Source organism: Streptomyces sp. 7R007 (assembly GCF_054850255.1).
Genome location: NZ_JBTWMV010000055.1, coordinates 16,877 through 41,936, shown reverse-complemented (window position 1 = coordinate 41,936; position 25,060 = coordinate 16,877). Strand labels below are relative to the sequence as shown.

The 25,060-nt window shown below is 73.0% G+C and carries 24 protein-coding genes; 12 read left to right on the top strand and 12 right to left on the bottom strand.

The features are described 5' to 3' along the window. From ACYF6T_RS38455 to ACYF6T_RS38445, 3 genes are all read right to left on the bottom strand, one after another. Positions 1–140 (bottom strand): biotin/lipoyl-containing protein (locus tag ACYF6T_RS38455; protein WP_304941279.1); only part of this gene is annotated, 140 nt, incomplete at its 3' end. Positions 141–215: 75 nt separating this feature from the next. After that, positions 216–1,604 carry a dihydrolipoyl dehydrogenase gene (gene lpdA / locus ACYF6T_RS38450; RefSeq protein WP_461702509.1) on the bottom strand — a complete coding sequence of 463 codons (1,389 nt, stop codon included), beginning with the start codon at positions 1,602–1,604 and terminating at the stop codon, positions 216–218. Between the two features lie 264 nt (positions 1,605–1,868). Further along, positions 1,869–3,398 carry a leucyl aminopeptidase gene (locus ACYF6T_RS38445; protein WP_461702507.1) on the bottom strand — a complete coding sequence of 510 codons (1,530 nt, stop codon included), beginning with the start codon at positions 3,396–3,398 and terminating at the stop codon, positions 1,869–1,871. A gap of 356 nt (positions 3,399–3,754) precedes the next feature. Between ACYF6T_RS38445 and ACYF6T_RS38440 the strand changes: the two genes are divergently transcribed. From ACYF6T_RS38440 to ACYF6T_RS38420, 5 genes are all read left to right on the top strand, one after another. After that, on the top strand, positions 3,755–5,782 hold the full coding sequence (locus ACYF6T_RS38440) for a hypothetical protein (protein WP_461702506.1): 2,028 nt from the start codon (positions 3,755–3,757) through the stop codon (positions 5,780–5,782). Positions 5,783–5,903: 121 nt separating this feature from the next. Next, positions 5,904–7,424 (top strand): GT4 family glycosyltransferase PelF, encoded by a 1,521-nt coding sequence (pelF, locus tag ACYF6T_RS38435; RefSeq protein ID WP_461702505.1) that lies wholly within the window; start codon positions 5,904–5,906, stop codon positions 7,422–7,424. Further along, a complete protein-coding gene (locus ACYF6T_RS38430; protein WP_461702504.1) occupies positions 7,421–8,845 on the top strand; it encodes a hypothetical protein in 1,425 nt (474 codons plus the stop codon). Before pelF ends, ACYF6T_RS38430 begins: the two co-directional genes overlap by 4 nt. Continuing rightward, entirely contained in the window at positions 8,842–9,504 is a 663-nt protein-coding gene (locus ACYF6T_RS38425) for a spherulation-specific family 4 protein (protein WP_461702502.1), read from the top strand. The genes ACYF6T_RS38430 and ACYF6T_RS38425 overlap by 4 nt, the downstream gene beginning before the upstream one ends. Beyond that, positions 9,501–10,280, top strand: a complete 780-nt coding sequence (locus ACYF6T_RS38420) for an endo alpha-1,4 polygalactosaminidase (RefSeq protein ID WP_461702500.1) — start codon at positions 9,501–9,503, stop codon at positions 10,278–10,280. The genes ACYF6T_RS38425 and ACYF6T_RS38420 overlap by 4 nt, the downstream gene beginning before the upstream one ends. On the opposite strand, the gene ACYF6T_RS38415 is transcribed toward ACYF6T_RS38420, so the two are convergent. Continuing rightward, entirely contained in the window at positions 10,228–10,845 is a 618-nt protein-coding gene (locus tag ACYF6T_RS38415; protein WP_461702498.1) for an RDD family protein, read from the bottom strand. The genes ACYF6T_RS38420 and ACYF6T_RS38415 overlap by 53 nt on opposite strands. 58 nt (positions 10,846–10,903) lie before the next feature. Further along, entirely contained in the window at positions 10,904–11,698 is a 795-nt protein-coding gene (locus ACYF6T_RS38410) for an adenosylcobinamide-GDP ribazoletransferase (RefSeq protein WP_461702496.1), read from the bottom strand. A 60-nt stretch (positions 11,699–11,758) separates the two neighbouring features. On the opposite strand from ACYF6T_RS38410, the gene ACYF6T_RS38405 reads away from it, so the two are divergent. After that, positions 11,759–12,523, top strand: a complete 765-nt coding sequence (locus tag ACYF6T_RS38405) for a hypothetical protein (RefSeq protein ID WP_461702495.1) — start codon at positions 11,759–11,761, stop codon at positions 12,521–12,523. On the opposite strand, the gene ACYF6T_RS38400 is transcribed toward ACYF6T_RS38405, so the two are convergent. The 3 genes from ACYF6T_RS38400 to cobT form a co-directional block, all read right to left on the bottom strand. Beyond that, complete coding sequence (locus ACYF6T_RS38400; RefSeq protein WP_461702493.1) at positions 12,421–13,167, bottom strand: hypothetical protein; 747 nt, start codon at positions 13,165–13,167, stop codon at positions 12,421–12,423. The two genes, ACYF6T_RS38405 and ACYF6T_RS38400, sit on opposite strands and share 103 nt — an antisense overlap. Next, positions 13,164–14,894 (bottom strand): phosphatidylglycerol lysyltransferase domain-containing protein, encoded by a 1,731-nt coding sequence (locus tag ACYF6T_RS38395; protein ID WP_461702492.1) that lies wholly within the window; start codon positions 14,892–14,894, stop codon positions 13,164–13,166. The genes ACYF6T_RS38400 and ACYF6T_RS38395 overlap by 4 nt, the downstream gene beginning before the upstream one ends. A gap of 745 nt (positions 14,895–15,639) precedes the next feature. Further along, entirely contained in the window at positions 15,640–16,740 is a 1,101-nt protein-coding gene (cobT, locus tag ACYF6T_RS38390) for a nicotinate-nucleotide--dimethylbenzimidazole phosphoribosyltransferase (RefSeq protein WP_461702490.1), read from the bottom strand. 138 nt (positions 16,741–16,878) lie between these two features. On the opposite strand from cobT, the gene ACYF6T_RS38385 reads away from it, so the two are divergent. Continuing rightward, the gene (locus tag ACYF6T_RS38385; RefSeq protein ID WP_461702488.1) at positions 16,879–17,403 is read left to right on the top strand and encodes a methyltransferase domain-containing protein; all 525 of its coding nucleotides are present in this window, start codon (positions 16,879–16,881) and stop codon (positions 17,401–17,403) included. Here ACYF6T_RS38385 and ACYF6T_RS38380 read toward each other — a convergent pair. Beyond that, positions 17,392–18,594, bottom strand: a complete 1,203-nt coding sequence (locus ACYF6T_RS38380) for a bifunctional adenosylcobinamide kinase/adenosylcobinamide-phosphate guanylyltransferase (RefSeq protein ID WP_461702486.1) — start codon at positions 18,592–18,594, stop codon at positions 17,392–17,394. The two genes, ACYF6T_RS38385 and ACYF6T_RS38380, sit on opposite strands and share 12 nt — an antisense overlap. 111 nt (positions 18,595–18,705) lie before the next feature. Here ACYF6T_RS38380 and ACYF6T_RS38375 point away from each other — a divergent pair, with 111 nt between their 5' ends. Continuing rightward, entirely contained in the window at positions 18,706–18,936 is a 231-nt protein-coding gene (locus tag ACYF6T_RS38375; protein WP_461702484.1) for a hypothetical protein, read from the top strand. A gap of 28 nt (positions 18,937–18,964) precedes the next feature. Here ACYF6T_RS38375 and ACYF6T_RS38370 read toward each other — a convergent pair whose 3' ends face one another. From ACYF6T_RS38370 to ACYF6T_RS38360, 3 genes are all read right to left on the bottom strand, one after another. Then, positions 18,965–20,035 (bottom strand): S1C family serine protease, encoded by a 1,071-nt coding sequence (locus tag ACYF6T_RS38370; RefSeq protein ID WP_461702483.1) that lies wholly within the window; start codon positions 20,033–20,035, stop codon positions 18,965–18,967. 206 nt (positions 20,036–20,241) lie between these two features. Further along, the gene (locus tag ACYF6T_RS38365; RefSeq protein ID WP_461702513.1) at positions 20,242–20,946 is read right to left on the bottom strand and encodes a class I SAM-dependent methyltransferase; all 705 of its coding nucleotides are present in this window, start codon (positions 20,944–20,946) and stop codon (positions 20,242–20,244) included. Positions 20,947–21,026: 80 nt separating this feature from the next. Next, complete coding sequence (locus ACYF6T_RS38360) at positions 21,027–21,701, bottom strand: DUF3043 domain-containing protein (protein ID WP_461702482.1); 675 nt, start codon at positions 21,699–21,701, stop codon at positions 21,027–21,029. A gap of 226 nt (positions 21,702–21,927) precedes the next feature. On the opposite strand from ACYF6T_RS38360, the gene ACYF6T_RS38355 reads away from it, so the two are divergent. The 4 genes from ACYF6T_RS38355 (at position 21,928) to ACYF6T_RS38340 (ending at position 25,050) form a co-directional block, all read left to right on the top strand. After that, positions 21,928–22,719 (top strand): PspA/IM30 family protein, encoded by a 792-nt coding sequence (locus ACYF6T_RS38355; protein WP_461702481.1) that lies wholly within the window; start codon positions 21,928–21,930, stop codon positions 22,717–22,719. Positions 22,720–22,750: 31 nt separating this feature from the next. Then, the gene (gene pspAA, locus ACYF6T_RS38350; protein WP_461702511.1) at positions 22,751–23,029 is read left to right on the top strand and encodes a PspA-associated protein PspAA; all 279 of its coding nucleotides are present in this window, start codon (positions 22,751–22,753) and stop codon (positions 23,027–23,029) included. Between the two features lie 108 nt (positions 23,030–23,137). Next, entirely contained in the window at positions 23,138–24,370 is a 1,233-nt protein-coding gene (locus tag ACYF6T_RS38345; protein ID WP_461702480.1) for a sensor histidine kinase, read from the top strand. Then, a complete protein-coding gene (locus ACYF6T_RS38340; RefSeq protein ID WP_461702478.1) occupies positions 24,367–25,050 on the top strand; it encodes a response regulator in 684 nt (227 codons plus the stop codon). The genes ACYF6T_RS38345 and ACYF6T_RS38340 overlap by 4 nt, the downstream gene beginning before the upstream one ends. The last annotated feature ends 10 nt before the right edge of the window (positions 25,051–25,060 follow it).

Genomic DNA, 25,060 nt, shown 5'->3' with positions numbered 1-25,060 from the left:
TCGGTGTCGACCTTGTCGGTCGAGACCTCCAGCAGCGGCTCGTCGGCCTCGACGCGCTCGCCCTCGGCCTTCAGCCAGCGGGTGACAGTGCCCTCGGTGACGCTCTCGCCGAGCGCCGGAAGGGTTACGGAAACCGCCATGGTTTCGGTTGCTCCTTACGAATTGCGGAAGTCTGTGTCGTCGCGACGTCGCGGAGTCGCTTCGCCGACCGAGGGTCAGTCGTGCGAATGCAGCGGCTTGCCGGCCAGGGCCAGGTGAGCCTCGCCCAGCGCCTCGTTCTGCGTCGGGTGGGCGTGGATGAGCTGGGCGACCTCGGCGGGCAGCGCTTCCCAGTTGTAGATCAGCTGGGCCTCGCCGACCTGCTCGCCCATGCGGTCGCCGACCATGTGGACGCCGACCACGGCGCCGTCCTTGACCTGGACGAGCTTGATCTCGCCCGCGGTGTTGAGGATCTTGCTCTTGCCGTTGCCCGCGAGGTTGTACTTCAGAGCGACGACCTTGTCCGCACCGTAGATCTCCTTGGCCTTGGCCTCGGTGATGCCCACGGAGGCGACCTCCGGGTGGCAGTACGTGACCCGGGGGACACCGTCGTAGTCGATCGGCACGGTCTTCAGACCGGCCAGACGCTCCGCCACCAGGATGCCCTCGGCGAAGCCGACGTGCGCGAGCTGGAGCGTCGGGACGAGGTCGCCGACGGCGGAGATGGTCGGGACGTTCGTCCGCATGTACTCGTCGACGAGGACGTAGCCGCGGTCCATGGCGACGCCCTGCTCCTCGTAGCCGAGGCCCTGCGAGACCGGGCCGCGGCCGACGGCGACCAGCAGGATCTCGGCCTCGAACTCCTTGCCGTCGGCGAGGGTGACCTTGACACCGTCGGCCGTGTACTCACCCTTCTGGAAGAAGGTGCCGAGGTTGAACTTGATGCCGCGCTTGCGGAAGGCGCGCTCAAGAAGCTTCGAGGAGTTCTCGTCCTCGACCGGGACGAGGTGCTTGAGGCCCTCGATGACGGTGATGTCCGCACCGAAGGACTTCCAGGCGGAGGCGAACTCGACGCCGATGACACCGCCGCCCAGGATGATCGCGGACTTCGGCACGCGGTCCAGGACGAGGGCGTGGTCGGAGGAGATGATCCGGTTGCCGTCGATCTCCAGGCCCGGCAGCGACTTCGGCACGGAGCCGGTCGCCAGCAGCACGTGGCGGCCCTGGATCCGCCGGCCGTTCACGTCGACGGAGGTGGGGGAGGACAGCCGGCCCTCACCCTCGATGTACGTCACCTTCCGCGAGGCGATGAGGCCCTGCAGGCCCTTGTACAGGCCGGCGATCACGCCGTCCTTGTACTTGTGGACCCCGGCGATGTCGATGCCCTCGAAGGTGGCCTTCACACCGAACTGCTCGCTCTCGCGGGCCTGGTCGGCGATCTCGCCCGCGTGCAGCAGGGCCTTGGTGGGGATGCACCCCCGGTGCAGGCAGGTACCGCCGACCTTGTCCTTCTCGATCAGGGCGACGTCCAGGCCCAGCTGCGCCCCGCGCAGGGCCGCGGCGTAACCACCGCTACCACCGCCGAGGATCACTAGGTCGAAAACGGTGCTGGCGTCGTTCGCCACGTCACGTCCTCCATGCATGTGCGCCACGCCGGTCAACCCTGACCGGTCGGCGGCTGGTGTCCGGCCGCTCTTTCTTCGGCCCTGTGGTGGGGGCCCTGTCCTGCCGAGCCCCATCTTCGCACTTGTCGGGGGCCGACGAGACGCCGGGCCGGTGTGTGAGACGTCGCACGTTCAGTTGAGCGCCCGGCGGCACGTCCGGTCGAGCACCGCGTGAAAAGGGGGCTCCGCCCTACCCGCGTGCGGAGCCCCCTCGTCCGGGCGGCCTCAGCCGAGGTCGCCCGCGGCCGTCAGCTCCGCCAGCCGGACCAGGGTCCGCACCGCCGTACCCGTACCGCCCTTCGGCGTGTAGCCGAACGGACCGCCCTCGTTGAACGCCGGACCCGCGATGTCCAGGTGCGCCCAGGTGATGCCCTCGCCCACGAACTCGCGCAGGAAGAGACCGGCGACCAGGCCGCCGCCCATCCGCTCGCCCATGTTGGCGATGTCGGCGGTGGGGGAGTCCATGCCCTTGCGCAGGTGCTCCGGCAGCGGCATCGGCCAGGCCGGCTCGCCGACCTCCTCGGCGGCCTCGTGCACCGCGGAGCGGAACGCGTCGTCGTTCGCCATGATCCCGAACGTCCGGCTGCCCAGCGCCAGCATCATCGCGCCGGTGAGCGTGGCGACGTCCACGATGGCGTCCGGCTTCTCCTGCGAGGCGGCCCACAGCGCGTCGGCCAGCACCAGCCGGCCCTCGGCGTCGGTGTTGAGCACCTCCACCGTCTTGCCGCTGTACATGCGCAGCACGTCACCCGGCCGCGTCGCGGAGCCGGAGGGCATGTTCTCGGCGAGCGCCAGCCACCCGGTGACGTTCACCTCGAGCCCCAGCCGGGCCGCGGCGACCACGGCCGCGAAGACCGCCGCCGCCCCGCTCATGTCGCACTTCATCGTCTCGTTGTGACCGGCCGGCTTCAGCGAGATGCCGCCCGAGTCGTACGTGATGCCCTTGCCGACGAACGCGAGGTGCTTCTTCGCCTTGGCGGAGGTGTACGACAGCTTCACCAGCCGCGGCCCCGACGCCGACCCCGCGCCGACGCCGAGGATGCCGCCGTAGCCGCCCTTCTCCAGGGCCTTCACGTCGAGCACCTGCACCTTGATGCCGTGCTCCTTGGCCGCCGCCGAGGCGATCGCGGCGAACGCCTCCGGGTTCAGGTCGTTCGGCGGGGTGTTGATCAGGTCGCGCGCGCGGTTGAGCTCCTCGGAGACGGCGGTGGCCCGCGCGACCGCCCCCTTGTACGCGGCGTCCCGCGGCTTGCCGCCCAGCAGCGCGGCCTCGGCGAGCGGCGCCTTGCCGTTCCTCGCCTTGGGGTCCTTGCCGCTCTCCTTGTACGTGTCGAAGGAGTACGCGCCCAGCAGCACGCCCTCGCCGATCGCGCCGACGTGGCCGGCCTCCGCGACCGGCAGCGCGAAGGCCGCCTTCCTGCTGCCGGCCAGCGCCCGGGCGGCGGCGCCCGCGGCCTTGCGCAGCGCCTCCGCGTCGTAGCCGGCGTCCTTGTCGGGCTCGGCGCCCAGGCCGACCGCCACGACCAGCGGGGCCTTGAAGCCGGACGGTGCCGGCAGCTTCGTCACCTCGCCCTCGGCACCGGAGGCCCCGAGGGTTTCCAGGACGCCGGCGAGCCTGCCGTCGTAGGCCTTGTCCACGGCTTCGGCGCCGGGCGCGACGACGGGGCCGCCCTTGGCGCCCTTGGCGACACCGATCACGATCGCGTCGGCCCGCAGACCGGGCGCCGCGGCGGTGCTGAGAGTGAGAGTGGTCACGGTGGTGAGATCTCGCTTCCGATGTGAAGTTGCTGTGGCCGATAACGGTGGGTCGACCGGGCCCGGCAGCCGACCCTAGCGGCGGCCAGAGGGAGCGGTGGCGGACGGGGCCGTCCCCGGTACGGCGCACTTTCTGCACGAGCCTACGCGCGTGCGTGCGTTCGCTCATTCCTGCGGACGTTCACCTTGAGGTTTGATCGTGGCCACTTCCCGATCCTCACACCCGGTGACCCGGGTCACACTCGTGAGGTTCCGGTGAGCGACCCGCTCACCACTTCGCATGATTTCCACAGATTTCCCCCTTTTGCCTCACACTTTCGCGTGGCCCGGGGGAGCTGTCGGGGGGAGGGACGACCATGGCGCACCGAGCGCACCGATGGAGGAACACGGCCGTGCTGTCGACGACCGCCGGCCTGCTGGCGCTGGGGCTGGGTGTCCCCGGCGCCGCGGCCGCGGACGAGCCGCGCATCGACCTGAGGGTCCTGGTGGTCGACAACGGGGACAGCCCCGTGCAGGCCATCACCGCCCAGCTCAGAAGCACGGGCATCCCGTACACGACCGTCGACCTGAACGACGCGAACCGCCCCGCGATCACGGACGCGTTCCTCAGCGACACCGTGGGCGGCCGGCTGCGCGCCAGGTACCAGGGCGTGGTCCTGCCGAACGAGGCGCCCTTCGGGGCCGGTTCGGCCGAGCAGACCGCGCTGGAGACGTACGAGAGGACGTACGGCATTCCGCAGGTCGACGCCTACACCTGGGCCCACCCGGAGGTCGGCCTGGACTACAGCTCCTACGCCGGCACTCTCGACGGCAGCGAGGCGGACCTCACCGCCGCCGGCAAGGCCGGGTACTTCGGCTATCTCGACGGCGCCCTCGCCTTCGAGGACGACTCGCCGTCCGTCCAGGAGAGTTACGGCTTCCTGGCCACGCCCCGCACCGGCTTCACCAGCTACCTCGACGCCGCCGTGCCGGGCGGCGGCGGGCGCGGCAGCCTGATCGGCGAGTACGCGCACGACGGGCGCCGCGAACTGGTGCTGACGTTCGCCTACAACCAGTACCAGCAGCAGTTCCGGGTGCTGGCCCGCGGCATCGTCGAGTGGCTGACCCAGGGCGTGCACCTGGGGCAGGCGCGCAACTACTTCGCGGTCCACGTCGACGACGTCTTCGCGCCCGACAGCCGCTGGGACACCGGACGCAACTGCACGCCCGGCGACTTCGACTGCGCCGACGGGGACGGCCGGGGGACCACGCCGATCCGCATGACCGCGGCCGACGCGGTGTACGCCGCCCAGTGGGAGCAGAGCCACGGCTTCACGCTCGACATGGTGTTCAACGCCGGCTCCGGCGAGGAGTGGAAGAGCGAGAACGGCGGCACGGACGCCCTCGCCACGCAACTCCTCGCGGACAGGGCGAAGTTCCGCTGGGTGAACCACACCTACACGCACAAGTTCCTCGGCTGCGTCCAGGACACCTCGACGGTGCCGTGGAGCTGCGCGAAGAACGCCGACGGCTCGACGCAGTACCTGAGCCGGGCCGAGATCTCCGCGGAGATCTCGGACAACGACAACTGGGCGGCCTCGCACGGCCTGCCGACCGACCGGAGCGAACTGGTCACCGGCGAGCACTCGGGCCTGAAGACGCTGCCGCAACAGCCCGACGACAACCCCGGCCTCGCTCCTGCGCTGGCCTCGAACGGGGTGCGGTGGACCGCCTCGGACAACTCCCGCGAGCCCGAGCAGCGCGCGGTGGGCAGCAGCACGCTGACCGTGCCGCGCCATCCGATGAACGTGTACTACAACGTCGGCACCAAGGCCGAGATGGCCGACGAGTACAACTGGATCTACACGTCCAGGGCCGCCGGCGGCAGCGGGGTCTGCGAGAACAACGCCACGTCCACCTGTCTGGACGCGCCGCTGGACACGGCGTCCGGCTACGACGCGTACATCGTCCCCAAGGAGGCGCACACCGACCTCGGGCACGTGCTGGCCAACGACCCGCGCCCGCACTACGCGCACCAGTCCAACCTGGCCGAGGACCGCATCCTGTACCCGGTCCTGGACAAGGTGCTCGCCGACTACGGGGCCCTGTTCGCCGACAACACCCCCGTCGTCAACCTCCGCCAGAGCGCCATCGGCACGGAACTCCAGCGCCGCGCGGCCTGGAAGACGGCCGTGGACGCCGGCAAGGTCACCGCCTACCGCATCGGTAAGACGATCACGATCACGGCCCCGTCGGGCACCCGGATCCCGGTGACGGCCCCGGACGGCACCCAGCAGCAACTGACCCTGGGCAGCACGGCGTTCGGCACGCCCTATGCAGGCGAACGCTCGGCCTGGACCACACCAGCGGCCCTGCAGACGGCAGTCACGCTGAAGCTGCCGTAAGGCACAAGCGCCCCAAGGGGGCGCGGGGAACTGCGCGACCAGCCACAACCCACCCGCACCCGGCATCCGGTCCGCAGTCCCCCGCACATCATCCGCATCACAGGGGGGAGTCAGCGCAGCGATGCGCACCGGCGATCACGTCACCATGCTCACAGAAGGCACCTACCCACACGTCCACGGCGGCGTCAGCACCTGGTGCGACCAGCTCGTCAAGGGCATGCCGGAGGTCGGCTTCCACATCGTCTCGCTCACCGGCAGCGGCCGCGAACCCGTGACCTGGGAGCTGCCGCCCAACGTCCGCCACCACACCTCCGTGCCGACCTGGGGCCCCCGCCCCGGCCGCAGACGCGCACCCCGCGGAAAGGCCCGCCGCCGCTTCACCGACTCCTACGAACGCCTCCTGCTCTCCTTCCTCGCCCCCGATGCCCGCTGCGACTTCGGCGAGGCCCTCTACGACCTCGCCGAACTCGCCCGCGACGGCGCCCTGTCGGCGGCCCTGCGCACCGAGTCCGCGCTGCACGCCCTGATGGGCATCTGGACCATGCCCCACCTGCCCACGGCCGCCGCCCGCCCCACCGTCCACGACGCCCTGACCGCCACCGACCTCCTCGAACACGCCCTGCGCCCGCTCGGCGTCCGCATCCCCGAGGACTCCGTCGCCCACGCGGTCAGCAGCGGCCTGGCCACCCTGCCCGCCCTCGCCGCCCGCCACCTGGACGGCGTGCCCTTCCTGCTCACCGAGCACGGCATCTACCTGCGCGAGCGCTACCTCGGCTACCGCAGTGCCGAACAGCGCTGGCCCGTCAAGGCGTTCATGCTCGGCTTCTACCGCGAGCTCAACTCCCTCGGCTACCGCGCCGCCGACCTGATCACCCCCTGCAACCAGTACAACCGCCGCTGGGAGGAGCGCGGCGGCGCCGACGCCGGCAAGATCCGCACGGTCTACAACGGCGTCGACCCGCACGCCTTCCCGCACGCCGGCCCGGAGCCCGCCGTCCCCACCCTCACCTGGTGCGGCCGCGTGGACCCCATCAAGGACCTGGAGACACTCCTGCGCGCCTACGGCATGGTCCGCGCCGAACTCCCCGACACCCGGCTGCGCCTGTTCGGCCCGGTCCCACCCGGCGGCGAGGCCTACGCCACCCGCCTGGAGAAGCTCGCCGCCGAACTCGGCGTCACCGACGGCGTCACCTTCGAGGGCCGTGTCAGCGAGGTCTGGCGGGCCTACGCCGCCGGTCACGTCGTGATGCTGTCGTCCATCTCCGAAGGCTTCCCGTTCTCCATCATCGAGGCCATGTCCTGCGGCCGTACGACCGTCTCGACGGACGTCGGCGGGGTGCGCGAGGCCGTCGGCGACACCGGTCTGGTCGTCCCGCCGCGGGAGCCCGAGAAGATGGCCGCCGCCGCGCTCACCCTCCTCCGCGACGACGAACGTCGCCTGAAGCTCGGGGAGTTGAGCAGGCAGCGGGTCATCGACCGGTTCACCCTGCGCCGTTCCGTGGACGCCTTCCGGACGATCTACGAGGAGCTCGCGGGCCGTCCCGTGGTCTACGAGCCGGCCGTGGAGACCGTCGCCGACTGGACCCTCGAACTGCGCGACCCCTGGTACGAGAAGGTCGCGACGGACGGGACCGGCTGGTGAGCGGAAGCATCCACATGCCCCCCGAGTCCCGCCCGGACACCCTCCCGGCGATCCCCCGCCAGCGCGTCCCGGGCTGGGCGCAGCCCGATCCCGTCGACGAACTCGCCGCCCGCCTCGGCGACTTCGTGGCCGCCGCCGTCCACCCCGACGAGATCGCCGCCCTGCTGGAGTCCGACGGCATGTCGGACGACCGGATACGCGAGCAGTACGGCGTGAAGAACTCCTTCGCGCTCGCCGAGGAGCTCTACGGCCGCGTCCCCCGCCGCCACCCCGAACCGCACCGCCCGCCCCGCGACCCCTGGCGCGCCGGCCTGTCGGCCTGTCTGCTGCGCGGTGTCGTCTTCGCCCTCCCCGGCCTCGGCTACGTCCTCGCGGCCCCCTTCCTCACCGACACGCTCCCGCTGCTCGCGGGCGCCCTGGCCGGCTGGGCCTGGAACCAGGGCCTGGCCCACCGGGCGTACACCTGGCTCGGCGCGGCCGACCCGGCGGCGGCCCGCCGCGCCCTCCTGCGGGGCGCCCCACCCGGCATCCTCCTGGGCGCCCTGACCGCCCTGGCCGTATCCGCCCGCACCGACCCCACCACCCTCGCCTTCGCGGCCGCCCAGGCCCTCTACCTCGCAGCGGCGACGACACTCCTGGTCCTGGGCCGCGAACGCGCCCTGTTCCTGGCCCTGTCGCCGCTGTCGGCGGGCGCCCCGCTGACCCTGCTGCACCCCGTACCGGGCCCGCTGAGACTGACGCTGCTCCTGCTCTCCCTGACGGCGGTCGCAGTGCTGGGGCTCGTCGAAGCAAGTCCGGCGATACGCGCCCCGAAGGGGCGCGGGGCTCTGTTCGGTGTGCGGTCACCGGTGCGCGGGCGCGTTCAACCCCCACCCACCCGCAGACGACCGACGACAACGGCCCCCCGCATCATCGGTTCCCTCCCTCACGCCCTCTTCGGCCTCGCCACCGGCACCCTCGTCCTGTTCAGTCACCGCAACGCGATCGTCGCCCTCACCCTGAGCATGGGTCCCGCCGAATGGCTGCTGCACCGCTTCCGCAGCGCCGGCCACACCGCCCTGCGCGCCAGCACCACCCCCACGGCCTTCCGCCGCCGCATCACCCGCACGGCCGCCGCCTGCCTGTCCGCCTACCTCGCCGTCCTGCTCGCCCTCGCCCTCACCACCGCGGCCACCGGCGTCCACCTCGCCGACCTGCTCCTGCTCGGCGTCGTGCTGTGGACCGGCCTGCTGCTGCAGTCCTTCGGCGCCGTGGAGTCCGCGACGGCGACCTGCTGCGCCGCGGCCCTCGCGCAGACCGCCGCTCTGCTCACCCACACCGGCACCCCGGACACGGTCGGCCTCCTCGCCCACGGCACGGCGGCGGCCGTCCAAGCGGCCCTGGTGTACGGGCTGTCGGGAAAGGCGACCACCCACCGATGAACAAGCCCCGCACGGACCTGCTGGTCCCGTACTACGAGCACCCCTCCGCCCGCCCCGCCGAGTGGGCCGCGATCGTCGCCGCCGCGCCCCGCCTGCACGGCGTCGTCCTCAACCCGGCCAGCGGCCCCGGCGCCCGGCCCGACCCGGCGTTCGCCGAGGTCGCCGCCCGGCTCAGGGCCGCGGGGGTGCGGGTGCTGGGGTACACCGACACCGACTACGGCCGCAGAGCCCACGCCGACGTGGTCGGCGACCTCGTCCGGTTCCGGGACTGGTACCGCACGGACGGCGCCTTCCTGGACCAGGTCTCCGCCGGAACAGGCGAGTTCCCGCACTACCAGCGGCTCGCGGTGGCCGCCTGGGGCGCCGGCGCCGGCACGCTCGTCCTCAACCACGGCACGACCCCCCACCCCGCCTACGCCCGCCTCGCCGACGTCCTCGTCACCTTCGAGGGCACCTGGACGTCGTACCGCCGGCTGCCCCCGCAGCCCTGGCGCGGCACCCCCGGAACGCGCCTGTGCCACCTGGTGTACGGCGTCCCCGCGGACGTCGACCTGGCCGGGCCGGCCCGTGCGCGGGGGGCCACCCTGCACTGTGCGGTACCGGGCATGGGCGATCATCCTTGGGGAACGCTTCCCCACACCCTGGAGCCCGCGCCGTGAGACGCCCCGTCCTCCTCCTCGCCCTGCTCGTGCTGCTGGCGGGGTGCACCACCGAGTCCGACTCCAAGCCGTCCGGCGGCCGTTGGCGGCCGCACGCGGGCGTCGCCTGGCAGTGGCAGCTCAGCGGCAGGCTGGACACCTCGGTGGACGTGCCGGTCTACGACATCGACGGCTTCGACCAGTCCGAGACCACCGTCACCGCCCTGCACCGCGACGGCCGCAAGGTCATCTGCTACCTGTCGACCGGCGCCTGGGAGGACTGGCGGCCGGACGCGAAGAAGTTCCCCGCCTCCGTGCTGGGCCGGGGCAACGGCTGGAAGGGCGAGCGCTGGCTCGACATCCGCCGCACCGACGTCCTCGAACCCCTGATGGCGGACCGCATCGACATGTGCCGGGACAAGGGCTTCGACGCCGTCGAGCCCGACAACATGGACGGCTACAAGAACCGCACGGGCTTTCCCCTCAAGGCCGCCGACCAGCTCCGCTACAACCGGCTCGTCGCGAAGCTGGCCCACGACCGGGGCATGGCCGTGGGCCTGAAGAACGACCTCGACCAGATCCCGCAGCTGGTCGGCGACTTCGACTTCGCGGTCAACGAGCAGTGCGCGCAGTACGGCGAGTGCGCCGACCTGACGCCCTTCATCAAGGCGGACAAGCCGGTCTTCCACGTCGAGTACGAGCTGCCGACCAGCCGCTTCTGCCCCGAGTCCCGCCGGCTGAAGCTCAGTTCGATGCTGAAGAAGTACGAGCTGGGGGCGTGGCGCCGGGCCTGCTGAGGCCGAACCCCGTCACCGCCGTCCCGGCCACCCGGTCGGCCAGCGAGCGGCGGCCGGGGAAGAGGACCGGCAGGGCGTTGAGGAAGAAGACGGCGACCGCGACCGCCCACACCAGCACCGACAGCAGGAAGTGGCCCTCGACCAGCAGCACGCAGGCGACGGCGTAGACGGCGATGTCGGCGGTGGTGGTGACGGCGGCGCGCAGCGCGGCACGGCGGGGCCTGCTCGGGGTGACCTTCAGACCGAGCAGCCCCTTGCCGAGGGTGCGCCCGACGAGCGCCAGGCAGCCCCACTGGTAGAGGAAGGTGGCGACGATCAGCAGGCCGAAGGCCTCCTCCACGTCCAGCACCACCTTGTCCCACAGCGACAGCCCGAGGTGCTCCGAGGTGCCGACGACGTCACCGCGCGAGGTGAGCAGGTCCAGGCCGCCACGGGTGGCGAGTTCGGGCACGTCGGTGACGAGCGCGGATACCCGGTGGAAGGTCAGCACGGCGAGCGCCGACGCCAGCGCCAGCACCAGCGCGAAGTCGACGAACCAGGCAAGGGCACGACGGGACTTGGGCACAGACTCCCCCGATCACGATCACTGTGTCCATGTACGCCGGGAGACTTTAGTGCCCCTGTCAGCGGCCCAGGGACAACACCAGCAGACAGACCGTCGCCGCCGTCTCCGCCAGCCCGCCGAACACGTCGCCGGTGACCCCGCCGAAGCGGCGCGTGCAGTGGCGCAGCAGGAGTTCGGCGGCCCCGGCGGACAGCAGGACCGCCAGCGCCGTGCGGACGGCGTCGTACGCCCCCAGGCACGCGCCCCCGGCCCCGGCCGCGGCGGTCACGGCGGCCGCCGCGAGCAGCGCCCCGCGGACCGGGACCACCCCCGCCACCGCGGCCCCCAGCCCCTCGGGCCGTGCCGCCGGTACGCCCGACCGGGCCGCCAGGGTGAGCGCCAGCCGGGCCGCGGTCGCCGAGACGACGGCCGCGAGCGCGCCCCGGGCCCACGAGCCGCCGTAGGCCTGGGCCAGCGCGGCCACCTGGGCCAGCAGCACGAAGACGAGGGTGAGCACGCCGAACGGGCCGATGTCCGACTGCTTCATGACGCGCAGCGCGTCCTCGGCGGGCTTGCCGCTGCCCAGCCCGTCGGCGGTGTCCGCCAGGCCGTCCAGGTGCAGGCCGCGAGTGAGGACGGCGGGTACGGCGGCGGAGGCCACGGCGGCGAGCAGCGCGCCCGCGCCCAGCCACAGCAGCAGCACGCCCAGCGCCGCCGCGCCCGCGCCCACGGCCAGTCCGGCCAGCGGGGCGCACAGCATGCCGCCGCGCGCCGCCGCCCGGTCCCAGCGGGTCACCCGGACCGGGAAGACGGTCAGGGTGCCGAAGGCGAAGCGGAGGCCGTCCGGCCAGGGGGTCTTGGTGGGTTCGGGCACCGGCGCAGGTTACCCGGCGATCGCCGGGAGTCCCGCGGCGCCCGTGGATAAGGTGCCCATATGGGACATTGGCTACAGCGGAACATCGTCGAGCCGGGCAAGCTGCCGCTGCTGCTCGCGCTCACCGCGTTCGTGCTGACGTTCCTGGTCACCCGGGTGATCACCCGGCTCATCCGGGCGGGCAAGGGCCCCTTCGGCAACGTCAAGGCGGGCGGGCTGCACATCCACCACATCGTGCCCGGCGTCGTGCTCAGCGTCGTCGGCGGGTTCGGCGCGGTCGCCAGCGGGCGGCACGGCTTCGGCGCCGCGGTGTGCGCGGTGCTGTTCGGCACCGGCGCGGGCCTGGTGCTGGACGAGTTCGCGCTGATCCTGCACCTCGACGACGTCTACTGGACGGAGGAGGGCCGCAAGAGCGTCGAGGTCGTGGTGGTGACGGCGGCCCTGGTCGGGCTGGTGCTGTCGGGGTTCGCGCCGTTCGGCGTCAACGACGTGAGTCAGCAGGAACTGCACGACCGCGGGGGCGTGATCACCACCGTGGTGGTCAACTTCCTCTTCTCGCTGGCCGTGCTGAGCAAGGGCAAGCCCCGGATGGCGGTCTTCAGCGTGATCGTCCCGCTGCTGGGCCTGATCGGCACCGTCCGGCTGGCCCGCCCCGCCTCGCCCTGGGCCCGCCGCTTCTACCGCCGCCGGCCGCGCGCCCGCGCCAGGGCCACCCTGCGCGCCTACCGGCACGACCGCCGCTGGGCCGGTCCGCGCCGCACTGTCCAGGACTGGATCGGCGGCCGGCCCGACGCCGCGCCGGACCGCGCCCTGGGACCCCGCTGACGGCGGCCGAGCGCCGACGCCCCGCACAGCACCACCACCGCCCCGATCGCCGCGAGGTGCTCGCGGCCGGCCAGGTTCTCCTTCAGGACGACCTCCACCACCATCGCCAGCGCCACCGCGCCGGCGGTGACGTACGCCCCGTACCGCCAGCCCAGGAAGACGGCGAGGCCCACCACGGCCGCCGACGGGCCGGTGTCCACCACGCCGGCCTCCGCACGGGGCAGGCCCAGCGGGTCGCCGGGGCCGAGCGCGATGCCCATGCGCGCGTACAGCGTGCCGGCGAGGGTGGCGGCGTACGCGATGCCGAGCGTGCGCCACCAGCCCAGGCAGATCTCCGCGATCCCGAACACCAGCAGGATCTGCGCCAGCGCCCCCCACACCGGCAGGTCCGGCGCGGGCACGAACAGCGACAGGGGAGTGCGCAGCAGCGCCAGCCAGAGCGGGTCCTGCGCCCGCACGGCCCCGAGGTCCTGCACCGGCTGGTACCCCCACGACCGGTTCTGCACGATCTGCACGACCGCCGTCACCAGCACCGCCCCGGCCGTCATCGGCACCGCCCGCCAGGGCCGCTTCAGCAGCGGCTCGCGCACGGTGACGTACAGCAGTCCCCATTCGGCGCGGGCCCAGCGGGCGAGGCTCGTCATCTGTGGCTCTCCAGGTGCCGTCGATGCATCCACTTCGGCAGCCCCGGCGCTTCCAGGAACCCCTCCGCCCGCGCCGACGCGACGGCGATGCGGGGCAGGTCCGCGCTCTTCTCGAACAGCAGGAAGCGGGGCTCCCAGATGGGCCGGTACTTGGCGTTGGCCCGGTACAGCGACTCGATCTGCCACCACCGCGAGAAGAAACCGAGCAGTGACCTCCACAGCCGCAGCACCGGTCCCGCGCCGAGCCGCGCCCCACGTTCGAAGACCGAGCGGAACATGGCGAAGTTGAGCGAGACCTGCGTGATCCGGATCTCCTGGGCGCGGCGCAGCAGATCGATCACCATGAACTCCATCAGCCCGTTGTCGCAGTCCCGGTCGCGCCGCATCAGATCGAGGGAGAGCCCCTTCGGCCCCCACGGCACGAAGGACAGCAGCGCCCTCAACTCCCCCTCGGCGTCCGTGCATTCGACCATCACGCACCGCCCGTCCGCCGGATCGCCGAGCCGCCCCAGCGCCATGCTGAAACCGCGCTCGGTGGCCCCGTCCCGCCAGTCGTCGGCGCGCCGCAGCAGATACGCCATCTCGTCCGCCGGGATCTCCTCGTGCCGCCGCACGCGCACCGTGTACCCGGCCCGCCGGACCCGGTTGTAGGCCTGCCGCACGGTCCGCATCGCCCGCCCTTCCAGCGTGAAGTCGGCGACCTCCACGACGGCCTCGTCACCGAGCTCCAGCGCGTCCAGCCCGTGCCGCGCGTACACCGTCCCGGCCTCCTCGCCCGCCCCCATCACCGCCGGGATCCACCCGTGCGCCCGCGCCTGCGCGAGCCACGGCTCGATCGCCCCCGGCCACGCCTCCGGGTCGCCGACCGGGTCCCCCGAGGCCAGCGACACGCCTCCCACCACCCGGTACGCCACCGCCGCCTTGCCGGTCGGCGACCATACGACGCTCTTCTCCCGGCGCAGCGCGAAGTAGCCCAGCGAGTCCCGCTCGCCGTGCCGCTCCAGCAGCTCCCGCAGCCGCTTCTCGTCGTCCTCGGTCAGCGGGTCGACGGCGCGGCGGGAGCGGAAGGCGGCGTAGAGCACGGCGAGGACGAGGGCGGTGCTGAGGACGTTGACGGCGACGTTGACCCAGTTCGGGGCGTCGATGCCGGGGAAGCGGGACTCGTCCACGGCGACGGAGATCAGCCGCAGGGTGCCGTAGCGCCAGCGCTCGGGGAAGGTGGAGGCGCCGTGCGCCCGGTTGGTGACGGTCACCAGCAGGGCGGCCAGCAGCGACGCGGCCAGCGTGCCGCCGACGGCGACGCCGGCGGCGAGCCTGGGGTTCGACCGGTCGCCCTTGGCGTAGAACTCCCGCCGGCCGACGAGCAGGGCGGCGACGAAGGCGGCGGTCAGGGCCAGGGAGACCCAGTTCTGCGCGTACGCCCGGATCTCCGGGAACCCCATCGCGAGGGCGAACAGCGCGAGGAACGGGCCGGCCAGGGCGAGGTTCAGGATCCAGGCGGCCCGCTTGCGGCGGCGCATGGTGATCGCCAGGAACGCGGTGAACACGCCGGAGGCGAAGCCGGCGGTCAGCAGGTACGGCGTGAAGAAGTTCTCCTGGTTGTGCCGCCGTACGTCCTGGCCCAGGGAGACCCACAGGGCGCTCAGGAAGTTGACGAACGCGACGATCCGCAGGTACCAGACGGCGAACGCGGCGGCCCGCCTTGGGGCAATTCGGGCATCTCCCATAGGGAAGGATCATATGGGCGACACCCGGAGAACCGGCTCATTCTTCCGACTGCAATGCGGGCACGTCCGCCGCCCCCCAAAGACCCCTCCGCCTGACCACGCCGCCCCGCAGGCCACGCATTCCCGCCGCCCACGCCCTCCCGCAGGCCACGCATTCCCGCCGACGATGCCCGCCCGCAGGCCACGCATTCCCGCCGACGATGCCCGCCCGCAGGCCACGCATTCCCGCCGCCCACGCCCTCCCGCAGGCCACGCATTCCCGCCGCCCACGCCCGCCCGCAGGCCACGCATTCCCGCCGACGATGCCCGCCCGCAGGCCACGCATTCACGCCGCCCACGCCCTCCCGCAGGCCACGCATTCCCGCCGCCCATGCGCTCCCGTAGGCCACGCATTCACGCCGCCCACGCCCTCCCGTAGGCCACGCATTCACGCCGCCCATGCCCTCCCGCAGGCCACGCATTCACGCCGACGATGCCCTCCGGCAGGCCATGCATTCACGCCGCCCATGCCCTCCGGCAGGCCATGCATTCCCGCCGCCCACGCCCTCCCGCAGGCCACGCATTCACGCCGACGATGCCGCAGCTGGTCGCGTGTTCACGCCGGTCGCACCCATTTCCCGGTCACGCGTTCCTGCCGGTCACGCCCTCGCGCCGGTCACCTTCTTGCGCCGGTCGGCTCTTTCCGCCGCGGCGGTGCTCAGCCACGACGGTGCTGTCCGGCGGTGCCGGGGCCGGCCCAGCCCTCCTACGCCTCGACCTCCTTTTCCGGCTCCTCCACGGCCTCCGGCTCCTCCGGCTCCTCCGGGTTCTCCGGGAGTTCCGCTGCCAGCGCCGCCGCGGCCTGCACCAGCGGCAGGGCGAGCAGCGCGCCCGCGCCCTCGCCCACCGTCACGCCGTGCGACAGCAGCGGCTCCAGGGCCATCCGGTCCAGCGCCTTCGCCTGCCCCGGCTCCCCGCTGTCGTGCGCCGCCAGCCACCAGTCCGGCGCCCGGAACGCGATCCGCTGCGCCACCAGCGCGCACGCCGCCGCCACGACCCCGTCCAGGATCACCGGCGTCTTGCGCACCGCGCACTGCAGCAGGAACCCGGTCATCGCGGTCAGGTCCGCCCCGCCCACCGCCGCCAGCAACTGCAACTGGTCCCCGAGCACGGGCCGGGCCCGCCGCAACGCGTCCCGGATCGCCGCGCACTTCCGCATCCACGCGAGGTCGTCGATCGCCAGCCCGCCCCGCCCGGTCACGACGGACGCGTCGGTCCCGCACAGCGCCGCGATCAGCACCCCCGCCGGCGTCGTCCCGCCCACGCTCACATCGCCGAGCACCACCAGATCCGTACCGGAGTCGGCCTCCTCGTCGGCCACCGCCATCCCGGCCCGGAAGGCCGCCTCGGCCTCCTCCGGCGTCAGCGCGTCCTCGATGTCGATCCGCCCGCTGCCGCGCCGCACCCGGTGCCGTACGACCTCGTCCGGCAGCGTCTCGGGGTCGCAGTCCAGGGCCAGGTCCACGACCCGCACCGGCACCCCGAGCCGCCGCGCCAGCACCGACACCGGACGGCCGCCCTCCAGCACGTCCCGCACCAGCCGGGCCGCACTGCCCGCGGGCCGTGCGGAGACGCCCAGTTCGGCGATCCCGTGGTCACCGGCGAAGAGGACCACCCGCGGCCGTTCGATCGGCCGCACCGGCACCGCGGACTGCGCCGCGGACAGCCACTCACCCAGGTCGTCGAGGCGGCCCAGCGACCCGGGCGGCACGATCTGACGCTCCCGGCGCGCCTCGGCGTCCCGGCGCACCCCGCCGTCGGGGCGCTCGATCAGATCGGTGAAGTCGTCGAGATTAAGCGAGCTCATTCGCCGAACAGTACCGGCACCGGCCGAACGGCACGGCGCCACATGGCCACCACGCGCACCGGACGTCGTTGCCCTCAAGATCGGGATCCCATACTTTCCCTTTTGTCGAGGTTTGTTCCACGTCTCCGGGAGCCGCCCATGAACCGCCTGCGCACCCGCGTCAGCGACCTCGAACGGCGCCGCCGCCACCACGCCACGGCCCGCGCGGTCTTCGGGCTCCTGCCCGAACCGGAGAGCTGGCTGGACGTCGGCACGGGCGACGCGGACTTCCCCCAGGCCGCCAGGCGGTTCTTCCCGTACACCTCCTTCGACGGCATCGACACCACCGTCCGCGTGCTGCACGCCGCCGAGGCCGAACGGATCGAGGAGGCGTACGCAGGCCAGGTCACCGATCCGCACATCGCCGAGGCCCTGCGCGCCCGCTACGACGTCGTCACCGTCCTGCGCGCCCCGTCCGGCACCGGCGAACTCCGCGCGGCGCTCGCCCTCGTCCGCCCCGGCGGCCTCCTCCTGGTCGAGACCCCCGCCCCGGACGAGATCCGCGCCGGACTCGACGACCAGCCCTGCACCCTCCTCACCCCGCCCCGCCGTCCCCTCGACCTCGGCCGGCTGCCCTCCAGGACACGCCGGATCGTCGCGCGCCGGGCGCCCTCACCCGCGTAGCACCAGCGCCTGCCCCGCCACCACGAGCAGCACCTGCTCGCACTCGGCGGCGAACGCGGCGTTCAGCCGCCCGAGTTCGTCGCGGTAGCGCCGGCCGGACGCGGTGGCCGGCACGATGCCCGAGCCGACCTCGTTCGAGACGGCGACGACGGTACGCCGGCTCGCCCGCACCGCGTCCGTCAGCTCCCGCACCCGCTCGCGCAGCGCCCGCTCCCCGCCCTCCGCCCACACCGCGTCGTCCCACGCCCCCACGGAGTCCATCGCGTCCGTCAGCCACAGGGACAGACAGTCCACCAGCAGCGGCGCCCCGTCCTCGGCCAGCAGCGGCACCAGGTCACACGTCTCGGCCGTACGCCACGACCCCGGCCGCCGCTCCCGGTGCGCGGCGACCCGGGCGGCCCACTCGGTGTCGCCCCCGCGCGAGCCGCCGGTCGCCACGTACAGGACGTCCGGAAACGCCTCCAGCCGCCGCTCCGCCTCCACCGACTTCCCGGACCGGGCGCCGCCCAGCACCAGCGTCCGCCGCGGCACGTCGGGCACGTCCTCGTAGGCGCCCACGGCCAGCGTCGTGCCGTCCGGCACGGCCCGCGCGCCGGCCGCGGCCAGCCGCCGCCGCGACTCGGCGCCCGGCGGCACGTCGTGGTCGAGATGGACGGCGACGACATCGGTGGTCGGCCCCAGCGCCCCCACCGCCCGCAGCTTCGCCAGCGCGTCCGGCCGCCCCACCACATCGGCGAGCACCATGTCGTACGACTCCGCCGTGCCGTTCTCCAGACCGGCCGGCGCGCCCCCGGGCGGCAGGTACAGCAGCCGCTTGCCGTCCGGGCCGGTCACCGCGTACCCGGTGCCCGGCGCGTCCATCGCCACCGCCCGCACCCGGTGCCCCGTCAGCAGCGCCAACTCCCGCCCGTCCGGCACCCGTCCGGGCTGCGGCAGCCCCGCCGGCACCTCGACGGCGGGCCCGTCGTGCGGATGGGACAGCAGCACCTGCCGTACCCCGCCCAGCGAATGCCCGGCCCGCGCCGCCGCGAACACCGCGCCCGGCGTGAGGTCCAGCAGCAGCGTTCCGTCCACGAGCAACGCGGTCGCCGCGCGCGCGTCGGCGCCGAGCGCGGCCGCGCAGGCGGCACAGGGACAGTCGGGGCGGGGCAGGCCCGCGGGGGCACCGGTGCCGAGCAGAGTCACGTCCACGGTGTGATTTTCGCCTGTCTGCGCAGGTGTTGCCCGTCCGACTAGGCTTCAGGCAGGAGCCGGACCAAGATCCGGCTGCTGTTGCGCAGGTGTCGGAGACGGGAGGCGTACATGGCGGCATGGACGTGGCGGTTCGAGAAGGCCGACGGGGCGGAGGTCCAGCCCGCGGTGCAGCCCGAGGAGTTCACCACGCAGGGCGACGCCGAGTCCTGGATCGGCGAGTACTGGAAGGCCCTGCTGGACGGGGGCGCGGACCAGGTGCGGCTGTTCGAGGACAGTACGGAGATCTACGGGCCGATGAGCCTGCACGCCGAGGAGTCGCAGCAGTCGCAGGAGTCGTAGGAGCCACGGGCGGTGAGGGGCCGGCCCCTCACTGCTCGCCCAGCGTCACGTCCACCGTCTTCTCGCTGCCGTTGCGGGTGAAGGTGACCGTCGTCTTCTGGCCGGGCCGGTCCTCGGCCAGTGCCTCGGAGAGTGACGTGATGGTGGTGATGTCGGTGTCACCGAGCCGGGTGATGACGTCCCCCGCCTCGATGCCCGCCTGGTCGGCGGCTCCGCCGTTCCTCACCTGGACGACGGCGACGCCCGCCGCCCGGTAGGTGTCGTCCACGACCGTGCGGCCCGTGATGCCGAGCGCGGCGCGGCCGGAGTCGGTGACCTTGCCGCTTTTCACGATCTGGTCGGCGACCGTCTTCACCATCGACGCCGGGATCGCGAACCCGATGCCGGGCGCCGCGCTGTTGCCGAGGTTCGGGTCGGCCGCGGCGAGGGTCGGGATGCCGACGACCCGTCCGTCGAGGTTCACCAGGGCGCCGCCGCTGTTGCCGGGGTTGATGGCCGCCGAGGTCTGCACCATGTTGGCGATCGTCGCGCCGGTGCCGCCGTCCGTACTGCCCTCGCTCACCGTCCGGCCGACCGCGGAGACGATCCCCTGCGTCACGCTGGACGACAGCCCGAGCGGCGAGCCCATCGCCAGCACGATCTGGCCGACGTCCACCTTCGCGGAGGCCCCGAAGACCGCCGCCTTCAGGCCGTCCGGCACCTTGTCCAGCTTGATGACGGCGAGGTCCTGCTGCGGGTACGAGTAGACGAGCCGCGCGGTGAGGGTGTCCTCGCTGTTGGCGATGGTCACCTTGAAGGACTTCTCGTCGCCGACGACGTGCGCGTTGGTGACGATGTGCCCCTGGTCGTCGTACACCACGCCCGAGCCCAGGTCGTTGCGCGCCTGGATCTGCACGACCGACGGCAGAACGGACTTGATGACCTTCTGGTAGTCGCTCTGCAGATCCCCGCCGTCCCGCCGCACGGCGGCGACCTGCGCGGCCTGCGTGGCGGACTCCTCCCTCTCCCCGGAGGAACCGGAGCCGGAGCAGCCGGACACGAGCGCGAACGCGGCGAGCGGGACGAGCAGACGAAGGGCACGGATACGGGTGACGTCCATGCACCGAGTCTCGCGTCGGAGTGCACGCCGGTCGTGCGGTGTTCGCCCGAACGGGACCGGCCGGGCGATCGTGCGCCGTGTCCCCAAGCCCGAACCCGTGCCCGCGGCCACCCGCCGGCCATCGGCCACGCGCGGACGAACACGCCCAGCCCGGCGGCCGGCCTCCGGCACGAGCGAGCCTCCAGGAGCCGGCTTCGGGGGGCGACCTAGCCGCGCACCCCGCACAGGTGCAGCAGCGCCGCCACCGACCGGTACGGATCCGTCCGCCCGGCCCGCTCCTCCACCGCCAGCAGGGTCTCCAGGCCGGCCGGGGCCGGGGCGTCGTCGGCCGCCGTGTCCGTGAAGACCCGTACGCCGTACCAGGCATGCAGCGGTGCGCCGATCCCGGCGAGCGTGTCCGTCAGGGTCTGGAGGCGGTCGGCGCGGACGTCCAGCCCGAGGCGGTTGGTGTACGCCACGGTGTCGAAGGCGCCGAGCGCGCCCGCCCAGTCGCCGGCCAGGCCCGGCCGCATGGCCAGCGCGTCGCCGTTGCGGACGAGCAGGGAGAGCAGCCCGCCGTGGGCCAGCATCCGCGCCAGCCCGGCGAGCAGCGGGTCGGGCTCCTCGACGTACATGAGCACCCCGTGGCACAGCACCACGTCGAAACTGCCCGGCAGGAAGTGCACGCCGGTGTCCCGCCCGTCGCCCTGGACGAGCCGGACCCGCTCCCGGATGCCCTCCGGCTCGGCGGCCAGCGTCTCGCGCGCCGCGGCGATCATCCTCGGGTCCCGCTCGATCCCGGTCACCTGGTGTCCGGCCCGGGCCAGCCGCAGCGCCTGCGTGCCCTGGCCCATCCCCACGTCGAGCACCCGCAGCCGCTGTCCGACCGGGAACCGCCCGGCTATCTGCTCGTCGAGCTGCCGGGCGACCAGTTCCTGCCGTACGACATTGCGCAGACCGCCCAGCCCGTCCAGCCAGGCGTCCGCCGCGCCCCCGGAGAACGACGTCGTGCTCAGGGCCGCTCTCCGCGCTTGACCTGCGGCTTCGGCAGCCGGAGCCGGCGCATCTGCAGGGAGCGCATCAGCGCGTACGCGACGGCGCCCTTGCGGTTGTGGTCGGGGAAGCGCTCGGCGAGCCGCTTGCGCAGCCGGAAACCGGACACGATCGCGTCCAGCACGATCAGCACGATCACCACCAGCCACAGCAGCAGCGCGATGCTCTGCAGCGCGCCCACCCGCACCATGCTCAGCACCAGGATGACGACCGCCATCGGCAGGAAGAACTCGGCCACGTTGAACCGCGAGTCGACCCAGTCGCGCGCGAACTTGCGCACCGGGCCCTTGTCCCGGGCGGGCAGATACCGCTCGTCGCCGCCCGCCAGCGCCTGGCGCTGCCGTTCGAGCTGCGCGCGGCGCTCCTCGCGCTGCCGCTTGGCGGCGTCCTTGCGCGTCATCGACGTGGTGGCGACGCTGCGGCGCTGGGACTGGGCCTCACTGCGCTTGGGCGTGGGGCGACCCTTGGGGGCCTGCGGGTCGCGGGGCTGCTTGGAGTCGGTCACCGGCGCCTTGTCGACGACGGCGGCCTTCTCATCCTTGGCACGGCTACGGAACACAAAAGCCAAGGGTACGGGGTGCCCGGGGTTGGACCCCAGCCCGGCGGGGAACGATCCGGCAACACCAGTCGTCATGTAAGGGACAGAGGGGACGATGCGCGTGCTTCCGGCGCCGGTGGGGTCCCTGTGGGTTCCCTGGGGGGACACCTACTCCTCACGCCGGAGCGGGAGCGAGCGCAGTCGTCCTTGGGGATGAGCGCATCCGTCCCCGAACAGTGCGTCAATGGATGCAGGGCCCGTACTGTGGGTTCTGTCGCAGAGCTGGAGCTGGAAGTCCGTCAGAAGGGGGCGCGCGAAGCCCATGAGCGGTGTCATGAAGCGTATGGGGATGATCTTCCGCGCGAAGGCGAACAAGGCCCTTGACCGGGCCGAGGACCCGCGCGAGACCCTCGATTACTCGTACCAGAAGCAGCTGGAACTGCTCCAGAAGGTCCGCCGGGGTGTCGCCGACGTGGCCACCTCGCGCAAGCGACTGGAGCTCCAGCTCAACCAGCTCCAGCAGCAGTCCTCGAAGCTGGAGGACCAGGGCCGCAAGGCGCTCGCGCTGGGCCGGGAGGACCTCGCCCGCGAGGCGCTCTCGCGCAAGGCCGCGCTCCAGCAGCAGGTGACGGACCTGGAGACGCAGCACGCGACGCTGCAGGGCGAGGAGGAGAAGCTCACCCTCGCGGCCCAGCGGCTGCAGGCCAAGGTGGACGCCTTCCGTACGAAGAAGGAGACCATCAAGGCCACGTACACCGCCGCGCAGGCCCAGACCCGGATCGGCGAGGCGTTCTCCGGCATCTCCGAGGAGATGGGCGACGTCGGGCTGGCGATCCAGCGCGCGGAGGACAAGACGGCGCAGTTGCAGGCCCGCGCCGGCGCGATCGACGAACTGCTCGCCTCCGGGGCGCTGGACGACCCGACCGGCATGCACAAGGACGACATCGCCGCCGAGCTGGACCGGATCTCCGGTGGTACGGATGTAGAGCTGGAACTGCAGCGCATGAAGGCGGAGCTGGCCGGTGGCACGCCCCAGCAGGCGATCGAGGGCGGCACGGGCCAGTCGCAGTCCCAGCAGCAGCCGCAGGACACCCCGCGCTTCGACAAGCAGTAGGGGCCACGCCTAGGAGGCCTAGATGGGCGACATGATCGTCAGGATCATGGGGGAGGGCCAGGTGAGGCTGGCCGACAGCCACCTCGCCGAACTCGACAAGCTCGACGACGACCTGCTGAGGGAGATGGAGAACGGCGACGGCCCCGGCTTCCGCCACACCCTCCACGCCCTCCTCGCCAAGGTCCGCGACCTGGGCGAACCCCTCCCCGACGACTCCCTGGAACCCTCGGAACTGATCCTCCCCTCCCCGGACGCCACCCTGGAGGAGGTCCGGGACCTCCTGAGCGACGACGGCCTGATCCCCGGCTGACCGGCCGCCCCGGGACGAGGCCCGTTCGGGGCCGACGCGGGGGGCCGGCGGCAAAGGTACGGCCACCTTCGATTCCGGCGCGCGCGGGACACCCGTAGATTTCCCACCGTGAGCACCACACTCGAACGCGCCCGATGCCGCCTCACCGCGCACCCCCTCGCGCTGGACGCGGCCCTGGCGGCCGGCGTTCTCGCCTGCATGGTGGCCGGCTCGTTCGTGGACCCGCACGGGGACCGGGGCGGGGACGGTGTCACCTGGGGCGTCCGCACCCCCGACCCCCTCAGCCTCGTCCTCATGGTCCTCGGCGCCCTCGCCCTGGTCCTCCGCCGCCGCGCCCCGAGAACGGTCCTCGCCCTCACCGGCACCGTCTCGGTCGTCGAGTGCGTCACCGGCGAACCCCGCGCTCCCGTCGCCATGTCCGCCGTCGTCGCCCTCTACACCGTCGCCGCCACCACGGACCGCTCCACCACCTGGCGCCTCGGCCTGCTGACCATGACCGTCCTCACCGGCGCCGCCATGCTCGCCGGCCCGCTGCCCTGGTACGCGCAGGAGAACCTCGCCATCTTCGCCTGGACCGGCATCGGCGCCACCGCCGGCGACGCCGTGCGCAGCCGCAGAGCCGTCGTCCAGGCCATCCGCGAACGCGCCGAACGGGCCGAGCGGACCAGGGAGGAGGAGGCCCGCCGGCGGGTCGCGGAGGAACGCCTGCGGATCGCCCGGGACCTGCACGACGTCGTCGCCCACCACATCGCGCTCGTCAACGTGCAGGCCGGTGTCGCCGCCCACGTCATGGACAAGCGGCCCGACCAGGCCAAGGAAGCCCTCGCCCACGTCCGCGAGGCCAGCCGCTCCGCGCTCAACGAACTGCGCGCCACCGTCGGCCTGCTGAGGCAGTCCGGCGACCCCGAGGCCCCCACCGAACCCGCCCCCGGTCTCGACCGCCTCGACGAACTCGTCGGCACCTTCCGCAGCGCCGGCCTGCACGTCGAGGTCGCCCGCGCCGACCACGGCACCGCCCTCCCCGCCGCCGTCGACCTCGCCGCCTACCGCGTGATCCAGGAAGCCCTCACCAACGTGCAGAAGCACGCCGGGGGTGAGGCGAAGGCCGAGGTCAGCGTCGTCCGGGTGGGGCCGAACATCGAGATCACCGTCCTGGACGACGGTGCCGGCGAGGACGACGACCCCGGCAGCGGCGGCGGCCACGGGCTGCTCGGCATGCGCGAGCGCGTCACCGCCCTGCGCGGCACCCTCACCACCGGTCCCCGCTACGGCGGCGGTTTCCGCGTCCATGCGATCCTGCCGGTCAAGACCCGTACGGCCACCACCGGGGGAAGCGCATGACCATCCGCGTCCTGCTCGCCGACGACCAGGCCCTGCTGCGCAGCGCCTTCCGCGTGCTCGTCGACTCCGAGCCCGACATGGAGGTGGTGGGCGAGGCGTCCGACGGCGCGGAGGCGGTGCGGCTGGCGAAGGAGGAGCGGGCCGACGTCGTGCTGATGGACATCCGGATGCCCGGCACCGACGGCCTCGCCGCCACCCGCATGATCAGCACCGACCCCACCCTCGCCCACGTGCGCATCGTCATCCTCACCACCTTCGAGGTCGACGACTACGTGGTGCAGTCCCTGCGCGCCGGCGCCTCCGGCTTCCTCGGCAAGGGCAGCGAACCGGACGAGCTGCTGAACGCCATCCGCGTCGCGGCCGGCGGCGAGGCGCTGCTCTCGCCGACCGCCACCAAGGGCCTGATCGCCCGCTTCCTCGCCCAGGGCGACGGCGCGGACGGCGACCACGACCCCGCCCGCTCGGAGCGGCTGGCCGCCCTCACCGTCCGCGAGAGGGAGGTGCTGGTCCAGGTCGCCGGCGGCCACTCCAACGACGAGATCGCCGAACGCCTGGAGGTCAGCCCGCTGACCGTGAAGACCCACGTCAACCGCGCCATGGCCAAACTCGGCGCCCGCGACCGGGCCCAACTGGTGGTCATCGCCTACGAGTCGGGACTGGTACGGCCGCGGGTGGAGTGACGGCGGGGTC